This window comes from Photorhabdus machadonis, from assembly GCF_052657765.1.
This window is the reverse complement of record NZ_CP199761.1, coordinates 4,005,201-4,021,435: the sequence shown is the minus strand read 5'-3', so window position 1 is coordinate 4,021,435 and position 16,235 is coordinate 4,005,201. Positions and strand designations below refer to the sequence as shown.

At 44.4% G+C, this 16,235-nt stretch carries 5 protein-coding genes; 3 read left to right on the top strand and 2 right to left on the bottom strand.

What is annotated here, in order from left to right:
• Position 1 precedes the first annotated feature (1 nt).
• Both ACUN2T_RS19075 and ACUN2T_RS19070 read right to left on the bottom strand, forming a co-directional pair.
• The gene (locus tag ACUN2T_RS19075; RefSeq protein ID WP_445494568.1) at positions 2-1,357 is read right to left on the bottom strand and encodes an HlyD family type I secretion periplasmic adaptor subunit; all 1,356 of its coding nucleotides are present in this window, start codon (positions 1,355-1,357) and stop codon (positions 2-4) included.
• Complete coding sequence (locus tag ACUN2T_RS19070; protein ID WP_445494567.1) at positions 1,350-3,455, bottom strand: peptidase domain-containing ABC transporter; 2,106 nt, start codon at positions 3,453-3,455, stop codon at positions 1,350-1,352. The genes ACUN2T_RS19075 and ACUN2T_RS19070 overlap by 8 nt, the downstream gene beginning before the upstream one ends.
• A gap of 348 nt (positions 3,456-3,803) precedes the next feature.
• Here ACUN2T_RS19070 and rtxH point away from each other — a divergent pair, with 348 nt between their 5' ends.
• From rtxH to rtxA, 3 genes are read left to right on the top strand one after another with little or no spacing between them, the layout of a single operon-like run.
• Positions 3,804-4,154, top strand: a complete 351-nt coding sequence (rtxH, locus tag ACUN2T_RS19065) for a protein RtxH (RefSeq protein ID WP_445494566.1) — start codon at positions 3,804-3,806, stop codon at positions 4,152-4,154.
• 21 nt (positions 4,155-4,175) lie between these two features.
• Positions 4,176-4,637 (top strand): RTX toxin-activating lysine-acyltransferase RtxC, encoded by a 462-nt coding sequence (gene rtxC, locus ACUN2T_RS19060; protein ID WP_445494565.1) that lies wholly within the window; start codon positions 4,176-4,178, stop codon positions 4,635-4,637.
• A 29-nt stretch (positions 4,638-4,666) separates the two neighbouring features.
• Positions 4,667-15,664, top strand: coding sequence for an MARTX multifunctional-autoprocessing repeats-in-toxin holotoxin RtxA (rtxA, locus tag ACUN2T_RS19055; RefSeq protein WP_445494564.1), 10,998 nt, complete (start codon positions 4,667-4,669; stop codon positions 15,662-15,664).
• The last annotated feature ends 571 nt before the right edge of the window (positions 15,665-16,235 follow it).

Sequence of the window (16,235 nt, the reverse complement as noted above, 5' to 3'; positions counted from 1 at the left end):
ATTATTTCTCCCTCAATGCTTCAGACTGATACTCTCTGATAGGACTCAGGAGATAATCGATAATGCGGCGCTGATCAGTTTTGATTTCGGCGACAATGGACATACCAGGGGTAATTTCAATATTGGTATTGTCTATGACAATACTATTGCGTTTAAGGCTGACCTGAGCAGGAAAAACCAGCCCTAATTGTTCATCCGTGGTTGAGTCTCTGGATATGCTCAACAGTTCGCCGTCGATAGTGCCGTAACGTGTATATGGGAAGGCATCAACCTTAATAGTGACTGGCTGGCCCGAATAAACAAACCCGGCATCTTTGTTTAAAATTTGCACTTCCGCCAGTTGCACATTGTCATCAGGAACGATCACCATCAAATTTTGTGCCGGTTGCAGTACCGCACCTAACGTATGCACGCTGAGTTGTTGAACGGTTCCTGTGACGGGGGAACGAATGACTTCAAGTTGTTCTCGTACTTGCGCTTTTGCAAGCTCTTGCTCTAAAACGACCAATTGAACTTCGGCTTGTTTTCTTTTATCAAACCATTCGCGCTCTTTTTGGGTTTTCAGACTGTTTAAACGCTCTTCCAGGCTAATATATTGCGATTGCAGAACATTAAACTCCGCATTTTGTTGGGCAATCAGGCGTTCTGTTTCCAGAAACTCTTTTTCCTGTTCGAGATATTCAACTTTACTGATCACTTGTTTTTGACTTAAGGTCTGACGTGCTTTTAAACGCTGGCTAATATTTTGCCGGAGCTTAGTGAGCGCATTGAGATCGCTTTTTCGTGATTGTTGAGAAGAGAGATTCACGTTCATCTCTGCTTTCAGATTTGTTACAACAGCTTCGTATTCTCTTTTCTCACGGGTATAGTTCTCAACCACTTGTGCTTGCTGGGATGCTGGTAATGCTTGGAACAGTGCCTGTTCTGTCGGTTCCTGCTCTTCTGTCAAAGCCTGATAGCGAATTTTTTCGTGGGCTTGATATTCGATCTGCTTGAATAACCGGGTGATATCCTGGTTAACACCGAGAGTATCGAGTGTCAGAAGAGGGGTGTCTTTCTCTACCCGTTGCCCATTCTGAACATGGATAGCGGTTACCCGGCTCTGTTCGTATGCCTGAATTATTTGAGAGCGGCCAGAGACAATCAGACGACCGATGGCCGTTGCCTGAACATCCAATTTACCCAGATAGGCCCAGAACAAGGCTATGATGATACCGACACTGAGCATTATCGCAGTGTAGCGGGCGAAAGGTGACGGTGGGCGTTGTGACAGCGCTAAATGTGTTGGTAAAAACTCATAGTGTTGTGGGCGACCGCGCAGCCGTGATTTCATTTTATCCTTAAACGCCTTAATCATGGCAAGGCATCTCCTGTTTTAATTCCTGTTGTAACTGCCAGAGTTTCCGGTACTGCTTGCCGTGGTTAAGCAGCTGATCGTGAGCGCCTTGTTCGATAATTTCCCCCTGATTAAGCACAATGATGCGATCACAATGACGCACGGTTGAAAGCCGGTGGGCGATAGTGATCACTGTTCTGCTTTGGGCAATTTCGGCCATATTTGATTGAATGCGTGATTGTGACTCATCATCAAGCGCGCTGGTTGCTTCATCAAGAATGAGAATTTTGGGGTCAGCAATGAGAGTCCGGGCAATAGCAAGCCGCTGACGCTGACCACCAGATAAGGATTGCCCGCCTTCTGCGATGGTTGTGTCATATCCCATCGGTAGCCTGAGAATGAATTCATGAGCGCCAGCCAGTTTGGCGACTTTAATCACCGATTCCAGGCTGGCATCGGGTTTCGACTGAGCGATATTTTCATATACTGTTTTGTTAAATAAGAAATTTTCTTGCAGAACCACACCAACTTGTTGCCTGAGTGTTCCGATAGCGATGTTTTGCAATGGAATGCCATCTATGGTGATTGTGCCTGTCTCCGGGGTATAAAGGCGGAGTAATAAACGTGCCAGCGTGCTTTTCCCGGAACCGGAAGTACCCACAATACCAATGGTTTCTCCGGCTCTGATATCAAGAGTCAGTCCTTTGATCGTTGGTGAAATATCAGGTTGATAGCGAAAGACAATATTGTTAAACGAAACTGCACCATGCAGCGTTACCTGCTGCTGGCCGGATTGCTGTTCGGTGGGCAGATTTAACATATCACCTAATTTATCTATGGACACCCGCGTTCTGATAAATTGCCCCCACAGCTCCACCAGCCTGGCTAATGGCTGGGATGTGTGGTTGACCATCATATTGAAGGCGATTAACTGACCAATGGTCAGTTGCAGTGATAAAACCTCAGACGCACCTAACCAGAGAATCGCGGCATTGGTGATTTTTTGCAGTAGCATGACAATATGGTTTGAGCGATTACTCAATTGCTGCACTGCATAACTGGTATTGACCATCTTCTCAGTCTGGCAATCCCAGCGGCGAATGAATCTCGGTTCTACCGCCAGACTTTTAAGGGTTTCAGAACCGGAAACGGTTTCAGTTAGAAAAGCAGTATTTATCGCTGCATGAGTGAACTGTTCTTCAACGGCCTTCTCCATGCGGGGAGTCAGCCACCACGCCAGAATGGCATAAAAAGGGATGGTTGCGATAAAAACCCAAGTAAGCGTGCTGGATAACAGACTCATCACATAGACGAAAACAAACATAAACAGCACATCGACGGATAAAGTGAACATTGAGCCGGTCAGAAACTCCCTGACGGTATCCAGTTCACGAACTCGTGTGACAATCGCGCCGACCTGGCGGGATTTAAAAAAGAGTAAAGGTAGCCCAAACAGATGCCGTACCAGCTTTAATCCCAGTTTGATATCGATACGGTTTGCGGTATGAGCGTATTGGTATTCACGTAATCCGCGTAGAATCACCTCTATTATGCCGGCGATAATTAAGCCAAAGACTAAGACATCAAGGGTTGATAACGCCTGATGGATTAAGACCTTATCCATAACCACCTGAATGACCAACGGTGAAATGAGTGCAAGAATTTGGAGTACAAAAGAAAATAGCAATACTTCACCTAGGTTTTTCTTTTGTGCCAGAAATTCTGGAATAAACCAGCTAATATCAAATTTAGTTTGCTTTTGTTTTACTTTAATCCATTTTCCATTCCATTCTTCTGTCATTTTTTCGGCTGACCATACTTCTGGTGTCTCTTTATTCACTTTTTGAATGAGTGAATTATCTTTATTCGATTTGGCTAAAACAAAAGGTAGACCATTATTATCAAACAAGATTGCAGGTAATGGTATGTCATGATATTTCTTTCTTACAGAGTGCTTATTTGAAAGAGATAAGTTAAATTTTTTCTCTATATCCTTTATATAAGTGTGGTAACAATTAGGATTTTTTAAGTTATCAATATCACTGATATTGTTCTTTCCGTTACAGATCATCAATATTAATTTTAATGATGATAGGGTTAATTTCTCAATCTCATTCATGAATAAATATCTTTAGAATTCGTATAAATAATATTTGCACAAAATATTAATGGAAACAGATTATTATGTTATCTGTTTGTTATGTTGTAATGTCAGTATCACTTAATTATCTTATATTTGTTGTCGGTAGCAGTGTGGGTAAATAGGACTATATATGGGGGGTAAAAAGACTTTTTGGTATATGAATATTGTCTTTGAATTTTTGCGCTATATTATTTTATTTGATCTACTCATTTTGTCGCATTTATCGCTATATAAACTCGAAATTCCTTTGAGTTTAATGTTTTTATTGTTATATATATTTAGCATTCTTTTTAATGAATTGTTTATTTTTTTGGTGAATGAAATATGTCTGAAAAATTCGTACAAACTATCTCTAGCGTCAATTATAACAAAGGTATTTTCTCTCTTTATTTTGTTGGTCAGGAACCAAATCGGATGGCGAACGGAATAATGGCGGAAAATGATAATGAACTTGAATTAAAGCAAGTTATTCATATGCCGGCATCGGGATTTATGTATATGGTTTCAATGGTTAAAAATATGTTGGAAGATCCGCGCATGGCGGCGGAATTTGACAAACTGGTTGCTGCCGGGTTTTTACCTACTCCGCAAGTAGCCGAAGAGCAAGTTGCATCAGGAGCGATAGCGGAAGAGCCGGCTCGTGCTAAGAAACGCACATCTAAAAACGAAAAATAACATTTGACGGTTGAGTAACGCATGGCGATTGTACATCAACCTGCGAAACTGAATACCGCAGAAATTCAGGCAATGATCGGAGGGGTGATGCTGCTGAGTCAGTATTCTCCTTTGCATCGGAGATACCTGGTGTCTGAGTGGCATCAGCGTATCTTACCTGCATTTGAACTGAATCAGTTTTGCTACTACGAAGATGAGCATGGGCGCCCAATAGCTTTCTGTAATTGGGCTTTTTTGTCTGAACAGAACCGGGAAGAACTGCTTTCGGGAGAAAGAGAGCTTACCCATACGGACTGGCGATCAGGTCCGTATCTCTTTTTTCCTGAAATGATTGCACCTTTTGGTCATGGCCGTGAAGTCGCTAAGGATCTACGCCGCCGTGTCTTTTTACCGTGGAAAGGCCAGAAAGCTTGTACTGTCCGTGGGAAACTGGATGTTCAAAATAACCGCTGTATTCGTCAGGTGCAGTGGTTCTTTGTTTAATTTCTATATTATTATTTAAAGGTTTTCTAATGGGGAAATCATCGGATAGAAGTACAGAGTACTTCTTTACGGGAAAATACTACGACGATAATGATGGTAACCGTATTACTGCTATTGGTGTTGGTGGTGAAGTTTATGCTTATGGCGGAGATGATGATGTTATTGTTGGTTCATTTAAAGTCGATGTATACCATACAGATGGTGACCTTTCGGTAAAGGGCGCTTCAGGTTACACCGGCATTCGTAAAACGGGAAATGGCGGTCTGTCATTTGCGGGTGCAGCCGGTGTGGCTTTTATTGATCACACGGGTGAAAAGGGAAATTTAAATTATTCGGGTGCTGCTGGCTATAACAAACTAGTTCGTAGAGGCTTGTCTGGTGATACAAGTTTTAAAGGGGCCGGTGGATACAATAAGTTATGGCATGAAGCTAACCGGGGAGATTTAGATTTTGCGGGTGTAGGGGCATACAATGACATTGATCGTACCTGGTTTAACCATTATCAAGGTTCACAGGGAAATGTGACTTTTAGTGGCGCAGGCGCTGCAAACAGCATCAGTTCACGAGTAGAAAGCGGTAACGTGACATTTAATGGAGCAGGTGCTGATAATCACATCATACGTAAAGGTAAAGAAGGTTATATTATCTTACGTGGTGCGGGGGCATCGAATCGAATTGAGCGTGTACGCCAAAATAAAGATGGGTATGAACAGACGCGTGGTGATATTACTTTTGAAGGTGTGGGAGGTTATAACAAACTCTATTCTGATGTCGCACATGGCAATATTAATTTCTCCGGTGGTGGTGCTTACAATGAAATCACCAGAGTAGGTACGAATAGCGATTTCTATGGTGTGACACTCGAATTTGCTAAAGTCGAAGAGATCGCATTGACGAAAGCAATGATGGGAGGAAGTTGGATCCCGGAGTCCCAACAAGTCACAGGTATTAAATCAACTCTCGAACCGGATACCTATCTTTTTGCGTTTGCTGACAAAACATACACTAAAATCAGCAAAGTTCGGCTTCAAAATAATCCTACAACGGGTAGGCTCAGCTATTATGCCACTTCTTGGTATAAAACAGGCAATCACCTTGAAAATCTTGCGTCGAAAGATATTTCGTCAGGCAATGGATTTATCGCTGTAAACATTGATGGTGCTTACCGTCTTTCCAATTTGATCTTTGAGCATCAGCAACCCGTCAAGATTCATGCTGTTGAGGAAAACCTGTTGACAGATCAGTGGGTAACCTATGCGGGTGGCATGATAATTAAAGCAGAGGATATCTCGCTAGGCGATGCCAAAGTGGGGGGATATGCAGTCTTTTCTAATGATGGAAAAGTCGATGTTTCCGCAGTCAAATCGAACCGAAAACCCAATACTTATGTGTATGTCAAAGTCATGGGGCCCTATACCGAAGTAGTTGAAGTTCAGTTGGCAAATGATCCTAAAACAAAGCAACTAAAATACATCGCAACATCATGGTCTAAAACAGGCGATCATATGGGTGATTTAGCCAATGAAGAGTTTTCCTATGCTAACGGCTATACCTCTGTCTACCCCGGTTACACGTTAAGCCAGCTTCAATATGACATCAATACAGTGCGCCATACCTCTCATCAATTAGTGCATAGCAAAGAATATCATCAGCAAGACCTTGTGAAATTATCTGCAAGCAGTGGTTACGTGAATTTTAACGGTGCGGGTGGTGGAAACATTATTAAATCTAATGTCATGCGGGGAAATGTTGATTTTAAAGGCGCAGGGGGGGCGAACATCATTTTGCACGGCTCAAAATTCGGCAATACGAATTTTGATGGTGCGGGTGCAGCCAACGTCATTGTAAAAAGTGGCGAAGAAGGCGATCTGACATTCCGTGGTGCGGGCTTAGCCAATGTCCTTGTTCACCAAGGCCAGAGCGGGGTAATGGATGTTTATGCTGGTGGCGCTGTAAATGTTCTCGTGCGGGTTGGGGATGGGCGATATCTGGTTCATCTTCTGGCCTATGGCAATATCTCGATCCACAAAGGCAATGGTAACAGCCGAGTGCTGATGTTGGGGGGATACAACACGCATACTCAAATAGGCGATGGTAGCGCGAACTGGTCCGGGGCAGGCGGTTTTAACGTCATCACCCAAGCAGGAAAAGGGGACATTTCCTCGATACTTTTGGGTGGGGCTAATGTGTTAACTAAGCTTGGTGCCGGAGATCTGGTATCTGGTATGTTCGGTGGCGCTAACATCATCACGCATATTAGTGATGAAACTGAAACCTCAAACACCACTGCAATTGCGTTGGGTGGTGCCAATATTCTTACCAAAAAGGGGAAAGGCAATGCACTGGCGGTAATGGGCGGTGGTGCAAACGTCTTCACGCATATTGGTGACGGTAACACAACGGGCGTGATGTTGGGTGGTGCAAATATTCTGACCAAAGTCGGATATGGTGATACGACTGGCATTATGTTCGGCATTGGCAACGTGCTGGCCCATGTCGGTGACGGTTTAACACTGGGTGTGATGGTTGCGGCAGGCAACATCTTTACTAAAGTCGGGGATGGGACATCTATCGCCGCCATGATTGGCGTAGGCAACCTGTTTACCCATATCGGCAAAGGGGATGCATGGGCGTTAATGGGTGGTGCCGCAAACATCTTTACTAAAGTGGGTAATGGTAACGCGTTAGCACTGATGATAGCTGCCGGCAACGTGTTTACCCATATTGGTGATGGCATGAGCGTTGCCTTGATGCTGGCAAAAGGCAATATCGCAACTAAAGTGGGTAATGGCATAACCTTGGCTGCGATGATAGGCAAAGCCAATATCTTTACTCATGTAGGGGATGGTAATAGCTTTGCTGCCATGATTGGTGGTGCCAATGTGCTGACAAAAGTCGGTAATGACCTGACCGCCGCTTTAATGGTGGGTAAAGCCAATATCTATTCGCATGTGGGTAATGGCACCAGTATTGGTTTGTTTGCTGGTGAACTAAACGTGATGACCAAAATCGGTGAGGGTACAACGTTAGCGGCCATGTTTGGTAAAGCCAATATCATGACCCATGTCGGCAATGGCTTAACTGGCACCTTAGCACTGGGTGAAGCCAATATCGTTACTAAAGTGGGTGATGATTTTATGGGCGTTGTCGCAACGGCGAAAGCTAACGTCATCACTCATGTTGGCGACTCGACAACCGCAGGTATCCTTTTTGGTAAGGGCAATATTCTGACCAAAGTGGGAGGTGGTATGGCTGTCGGCCTGCTGGTGTCTGATGCCGGTAATATCATGACCCATGTTGGAGATGGAACGACGGTGGGTTTTGCCAAAGGTAAAGCCAATATTCTGACCAAAGTTGGAGAGGGGGCCGGGGTTAATGCTGCCTGGGGTGAGGCGAATATCCTGACGCAAGTGGGAAATGGAGACCGTTACAACTTCGCTAAAGGTAAAGCAAACATCGTGACCAAAGTGGGTGATGGACAAGAAATCACCGTAGTTCAGGGAGATGCTAATATCATTACCCATGTGGGTAACGGTGATGACTACATCGGAGCTTGGGGCGAAGCCAACGTTATCACTAAAATAGGAGATGGGCGCAATGTAGTGCTTGCCAAAGGTAAGGCCAACATTGTAACTCAGGTGGGCCAGGGTGACAGTTTTAATGCCTTATGGAGCGAAGGCAATATCGTCACCAAAATAGGGGACGGTATGCAGGTTACGGCGGCAAAAGGTAAAGCTAGCGTGACGACTACAGTCGGAAAGGGTCTGAGTGTAACCGCTGCTCATGGTGATGCAAACATTAACACCCATGTGGGCGATGGTGTTTCGGTTAACGTGGCGTGGGGTAAGTACAATGTTAATACCAAAGTTGGCAATGGCCTCAATATTGCGGTAATGAAAGGCCAAGGTAACGCTAATATCCAGGTTGGTCATGGTTTATACGTTAATGCCTCTTATGCACGTAATAACGTAGCGATTAAGATGGGTAATGGTGATTTTTACAGCTTGGCTGTTGTATTGAGTAATACAGAAAGCAACAAACTTGCCTCTTTCTTCGACAATATCAAACAAACTGTACTCGGTGTAGGTAGCAGTCTGGCGATCAACTACCTGGTTCAGGGGGATGAAGCTAACACGTCGGGCACCCACAAAGGCAGAGGTGCGATTAACTTAACTGAAGTTTCCTCCATTGATGGTTTTAAGATGGATGAAATTGATCACCTTGGTTCGGATTTAAGCCGTCGTCTGAGTAGTTCTGTAACTGCGGTAGAAGTGCCTGATATTGACTCAATAGAAAGCTCTTTAGCAAGTTCGTTGAATCGAAAAACGCGAGCGGTATCAGATCAGAACAAAAATCTGATCGTCAATGGTGACTTTGAACAAGGTCATCAAGGTTGGCAAGGAGTTTGTGATGTTGAGGCAGATCATTTAGCAAAAGTTTATGGTCTTGATAATGCGGGTCATGGAAAGCGAGTCAGTGAACGTGATGTGGATGTCAGTACCACTATTTACCAGGATCTGAAAAACCGGTCTGAAGGTGAAGTTATTTCATTGAGCTTTGATTTTGCAAAACGTGCAAATATTGTTAGGCCTAATAAAGGCATGGACGTTATTTGGAATGGTGAAAGCAAATTTACCATGACTAATGGTGATACTGCATGGCAAAGTCAAACACTGGAATTAATCGCCAAAGCAGGTACTAACCGCATCGAATTTAAAGGTGTCGGTGATAATGTCGGTGATAATAATGGTATTGGCTATATTTTAGATAACGTTGTTGCAAAATCTGTGGGTACACGGTTAACCAATAGTATTACTGAACATGCCAAGCAAGACCACGCGGCTAAAAATGCGTTAAATGATAAAGAAAGCACCGAAAGAGATTGCCAGCGCCTAGAACAAGAAAAAGAGAAGCAACTGGCCGCGATTGCGAAATCGCAATCCCAATTAGAATCAACGGATCAGGAAGCGCTTAACCGGAATGGGCAAGTGCAGCGTGTTGCGATAAAAGAAGAAGCTCAGGCAGTGACGGAAGAGCTGACTTTACTAGCGGAAAAATTTAAAGCACTTAAAGATGAAACTGATGAGCGTCGTGAGTTAGAGAGCTATTATCTCGACTATGCGGGTGGAATCTTTGAGGACATTCAGAAACGGCTGGATGACATCAAGCCGACATTAGAAAAACGGCTGGCAGATATCCATCGGGATGCTATTGATACACAGCAAAAAGTAAAAGGTGCGGTTGCTCAATCAGAGGCTGCTGAGGCAAAAGGTCAACAAAATCGTGATAAGGCCATTCTTGATGGTGTAGAGGCGCAATTCAAGTCAGATCAGAGAAAAGAAGAGGCACTTTCACAGCAGCAGCAGGCAGAAAAGGCGAAGGATAACGCCAATATTGCGTATCAGGATGCAGAAAGTCGTGGGAAGCGTGATACCGCAGTGGCGGAAAGGAAAGCGGTTCAGACCCAGGCTGATGCTAAAGGTGCGAAACTGCGTGATTCCAAACCTGATCGTATTAAAGCAAGTGGCAGCGGCTTGTCAGGAGAAAAAGCTTATGAATCAACAGGAGCAGGAGACGCTAGCAGCCATATTGATCCTGAATCAATGCCAGAAGCGAGAAACCGATATTATCAAGGGCTGACTGAAGCAGAATGGCAAGCGTTGGATAGTGCTAAACACGCTATTAACCGGTTGCAGATCAACGCGGGAATGCGTGCAAAAAATACCGGTGGTTCGATCATTTCGCTGTTTAGCGGAACGTCATCCGATAGGGTAGTGGAACCTATCTCAAATCAACCCAGAAAGTTAATCACAAAAGCACCTGTAATTTCGGGTATCAATTTGCAAGGATTAGGGCAAATTGCGGGTGGAGATAACCTTAAATCCCATTTTTCTATACTGAGAGAGTTTGAGCCTTTCTTGCTGAATCAGGGTGACAAACGGTTTATTGATTCAACGAAAAGATATCTTGGTCAGATAAATACCGATCGGCCGAGTAAGGCGCTAGAAGTAGTACGTGAGGCTTTCAACAATGCGGTCGAACAACCTGATGAACAACATGTGTTGCAGCTTGAGAAAGCACTTGCTCATTGGCAACAGCATGATCCTAATGAGTTTGCCAAGCGTGGTCGGTTAGTCAAAAGCCTGCGTTTTGAAATGGGGGAACGGGTTGCCTACCTTCAGGCAAAAAGAGCTGAATCCGTCGGGATTCTGGGGATTAGTTTGGCACCTGACCATGTTGCACAGTTTGACCAGCAGGTATCCTTTGATGGGTTCGGGCGTGTGGCGGGTTTGAAAGGCGACATCGCGCAAAGTGAAATGAATCGCCTTACTCATTTGCAAATCAAGCCATTGACCCAGACTAACTCTGGGGCAGAGCGGGAAGCGCCTAAAACTGAAAGTGACAGCCTTATCGTTTTCGTTAGCCGATTGCAACAGGAGGCGATTCCCGAAGGTATGCCGTTAGTTGAACGGGCCAAAAACCTTTGGCTTAGCGGACAAGTAACACAACAGGAAACCATTAAGCTATTTGAGGATGCCGCTACCCAGTTGCAGACATATCCTGAATTACACACGTTGGCTCAACAGTTACTGGCTGATGCCCGTAAAGAAAAGGTAACGGGACAATATATCGACAACCTGTTTGGTCGCCATTTTGATTCTGAGTTGGCTCATGAATTGGTGAAAACAGCGCCACAGGATGCCATGACCACAGCCCGGCAGACAGGGCAATTTCTGGTAGAGCAATTTGAACAGTGGGTAGACGGTCTTTATCCTGATATTACCGAGCGTGAGAAGATTGTTGCTAAAACGATGGAGAGTTTTGTCAAGGTCATCAATAGGGACTGTCGCCCTTGGTTTAGTCGGGTGCCTGAATTGATGACGTTTCTGGACGAACCGACTTTTGCCAATTTCAAGACCATGATGACTCAGGTTGATGATGGTTTTGCGGTGATTAAGGTGCCATTTCTGGCAGTAAGAATGGCGATCACAAAGGAAATGGGGATGGCTAGGGCGGCGTGGAAGGTTGAAGGTGATCGTTTTTATTATGATGTTATCAGCGAAGCCCGTTCGATCGGTACTCAACTGACTGTCGGGGCGGATGTCACGTACGACGTTGAAATAACCGGAAAGCAGAAGATCAACGATTATGGTACGGCGCTGCCCCACCAGCCTGCGAATGACAAATATGATGACTTTTTGTATGGCAGAAATATCGCCGCAGCGCGGATCTTAATCCCCGGACGGGAAACTACATTTGAGCGTAATGGGTTAGCGCACGGCCACGCAGTGTTGACAGGTGCGTCTGGCTCGACCAATGTCATGGTGCACCTCAATAAATATATCGCCCGTAAACAGCCCACTTTCTCGGCTGAGCAGGGCTATCTCAATACGCTGGCATTTTTGGTATTTGATGGTGGTCATTCTGTCAATGAAAGTCTGGCGGTTTATCAGGCACTACAGGCAACCACTGATGGAAAACGTAAGCAGATACTGAATAGCTACACTGTCAATTATCGGGATCTGGTGGATATTGTCGGTGAGAAAGGCAAAGTTTGGGTCAGTCAGGCGTTGGATAATGCGTTTAAAGACACTGAGGCGTTTTATCGGAAACATGTCTGGATGAAATCGCAACCTCGCCCTGCGCTGGAAGCGCTGGACGGGTTATCTGGTAAGGAAGAGGCGTTAAAGCCGGCTATCATCGACAATACTCATCATCAAGGTGAAAAAATTAGCAAACCCCTTGATGACTGGCAGAGGGTGGCGGTGACGCCGCAAACTGATGGCCGAGAAACCCGTTTTGATGGTCAGATCATTATCCAGATGGAGGATGACCCTGTAGCCGCCAAAGCAGCGGCAAATCTGGCGGGTAAACACCCGGATTCCAGTGTAGTGGTTCAACTTGACTCTAAGGGCAAATATCGTGTGGTTTATAGTGATCTTGCCCGATTATCCGGTAAGTTGCGTTGGCAGGTTGTCGGTCATGGCCGTGATGCGTCAGCGCAAAATAATATGCGTCTGAGTGGTTACACCGCTGATGAACTGGCGACCAGATTAACGCAGTTTTATCAGGATGCTAATTTGGGCAAAAGCATAACGCACAATCCTGATCACATTAGTCTTGTGGGCTGTTCTTTGATAAATGATGACAAACGGAATGGTTTTGCTCGTCACTTTATCACGGCCTTAAAGGAGCAAGACATTCACACGAGTGTTTCGGCTCGTCGTAGTGAAGTTGCCGTTGATGTGACGGGTCGTAAGTTTACTCAGGATAAAAATAATCGATGGATCAATAACCTGAATGATAACAAAGTCGTCTTGAGTTGGAATGAAAAAGGTGAACTTGACACTCGTTCAGAGCGAGTGCGTCGCAATATTGCTGAAAGCGACATCAATCTTTCTCGTGTCGGTATAGCGGATGCCGATACGCCACCTAAAGGTGCGGTTGGGGATAATGCAGATATTTTCACTGCACCTGAGAAACGCAAAAATAAAATTGAAACCGATTCAAGTCATCTATCGAATAACCCGCTAAATGACTCAGGCAATATCCAAGTGGATGTGGGGAATGGCGAATTTACGGCGCTCAATTGGGGAACATCGAACGTTGGCATCAAAGTCGGTATGGGGGGCTTTAAGTCATTGGCCTTCGGGGATAATAATGTGATGGTACATATCGGCAATGGTGACAGTAAACACAGCGTCGATATTGCAGGTTATCAGGCGCTTGAAGGAGCGCAAATGTTTATTGGCAATCGTAACATCAGTTTCAACAAAGGCCGTAGTAATGACCTGATTGTGATGATGGATAAATCCCTGCCAACGCCACCGTTGGTTAATCCATTTGATGGTGCAGCCCGTATTTCTGGCGTATTGCAAGACATTGCCCATTCTGGTGAAGAGCAGAATTGGCTAGCGGAGCAAGAGCAGCAATGGACAATCGCTGGGGCGAAAAAATTTGTTCAGGATATGTCTGGTCTGGACCAAACCAGCAACGTCAACTATAACACTCTGGTTGATTTGGATTTTCAGCATGAACGTAGCAGCCGTGGTCTGAACAGTGATACGGAAGCAGCGCTGAATAAGCAATTCAACCAGTGGCTAAGCAATAATGGCAACAGCGTTGATATGGGCAAAATGAGGCGTGCAGATAAATTCCGTCAGGCCAATGAAAAACTGGCATTCAACTTTGCGGTAGGTGGTCAGGGCGCGGATATTCAGGTGACCACGGGTAACGGGAACGTTATGTTCGGTGACAATATCCAGTCGATGCTGGATACTAACCTAGGTTCACTATTTGGTTTGATGACGCAACAATACTCAACAACCGGTATAGCGAGAACAACGTTTACCTATAATCCGCAGGATTTGCCACGCCAGCTTAAGAATAAATTCCTTGGTCGGTTAGCCAGTGTGAATGCAGATACCACTTTAGCGGATATCTTTGAGGTGGATTACACTGAGGATGGCCGTATTGTCTCCCGTGGAGACGAGTCAGTGGATGGCGTGGCGATTCTAAAAGAGATGATTGACGTCATTGGAAAATTCGGTGGTGAACAACTGAAAGCCTTCACGGATCCAGATAAATTGCTCGACGGCCTGAAATCTCACCTCAATATGGGGACGGATGGTATTAAATCCTTTACTGAGAGTCATGGCCTGAAACAGAAAGAACCTGATGGAAATGAAAAAGCGCAGAGCAGCACGCCAGCGACTGTGGCGACGGCGAACACCAAACCAGAGAGTGCATTTGGCTTTCATTCGCTGAATTTACCTAACCTGTTTGCGACGATGTTCAGCAAAGATAAACAAGAAGAGATGAAGTTATTAGTGACCAATCTGAAAGAAAATCTAACCGCAGATCTGCTCAATATGGAGCAGAAAACGTTTGATTTCTTACTTAACAGCGGTCATCTGCAAGGGGATAGCGATATCCATGTATCGTTGGGGAACTATAACTTTAACTGGGGCGGTGATGGTAAAGATCTTGGTGCCTACTTGGGAGATAACAACAACTTCTGGGGTGGCCGCGGTGATGATGTTTATTATTCAATCGGTACTTCCAACATCTTTGCGGGCGGTGAAGGTCATGATGTGGGCGTCCTGATGGGACGTGAGAACGGGATGTTTGGCGGTAATGGCGATGATACCGCAATAGTCGCGGGACGTATTAACCATGTATTTATGGGTGAAGGTAATGACCAGACGTTTGTCTTTGGCGAAGGCAGCTTAATTAATACCGATAAGGGACAGGATTACGTTGTCACCTCAGGCAACGACAATCGGGTGGATACTGGCGAAGACCAGGATTATACCGTGACCATCGGTAATAATAACCGGGTTGAATTGGGTGCAGGCCATGACTTTGCCAAGGTATTTGGTAATGACAACAGGATTGATGGCAACGCGGGTAACGATGTGATTAAACTGATGGGCTACCATGCAATGATTAGTGGTGGTGACGGTGATGATCATCTGATAGCGGAAACTATTTCGAAGTTCAGCCAGTTTGATGGCGGTGATGGTCAGGATCTGCTGGTGCTGGGCGGTTATCAGAACAAATTTACAGGCGGCTCAGGTGTAGACAGCTTTGTGGTCAGCGAACAGGTGATTGATAACCTGGTGAATGATATTAATGCAGAAGATATGATCGTCTTTAACGATATTAATTGGCAAAACCTGTGGTTCCAACGTAGCGGATATGATTTGGTGTTGTCAGTGAACCGTCATACTCAAGACAACACTGCTCAGGGCATATTTGAATCAGTAGGCTCAGTTACCTTTAACGATTACTTTAATGGTCATCGTGCCAAACTGGTGGTTCAGATGGGTGATAAGAGCGTGTCGGGAGAGCGTGATTTTACCGTGCTTTCAGACAATGCGATTGATTCATTGATCCAAGCAATGAGTAGTTTCGCTCCTACAGCGGGTGATAATGGTTTTATTGAAAATTTGGCTAGTAAGGCGAAAGTAGCTATTACGACGGCGTGGGCAGATACCACTAGTGGAAAGGCGAAATTTACCTAATTAATTTTCTATAATAAAAGTAATATGAGTAATAATAATGGCTCACAGAATCCGTGAGCTATTATTTACTTCTGAATACGAATACTTATCATATTGTAGGTTGTTCACTGATCAATCGTTATTTTTATTAATGAATTTCATTTATCATTATTGTTTTTTGACCAAAAAAGGATGATGTTATTATCTCATTTACTTATATTGTTTTAGTGGTTATAATCTTTAATGTTTTTATAAGAGTGGAATGGAATAATTGTTCGTCATTAATGAAAATTTATATCTGAGTTTAGAAGTGACTTTATTGTATTATTTTTATTTGCAATGTTATTGTGGAAGAAAACATCTGCGCTAAATATCTTTTTGGTTTTTCTTTATTTTATTCGATGGATTTATTTGAAAGTGTTTATATACCCTATGGATTTCAAGATGCATCGCGGCGGCAAGGGAGCGAATCCCCGAGAGCATAGATAACGATGTGACCGGGGTGAGTGAGCGCAGCCAACAAAGAGGCAACTTGAAAGATAACGGGTATAGATGCATCAGTTTATAACTTTTTTGAACTTAGTGTTTTCCT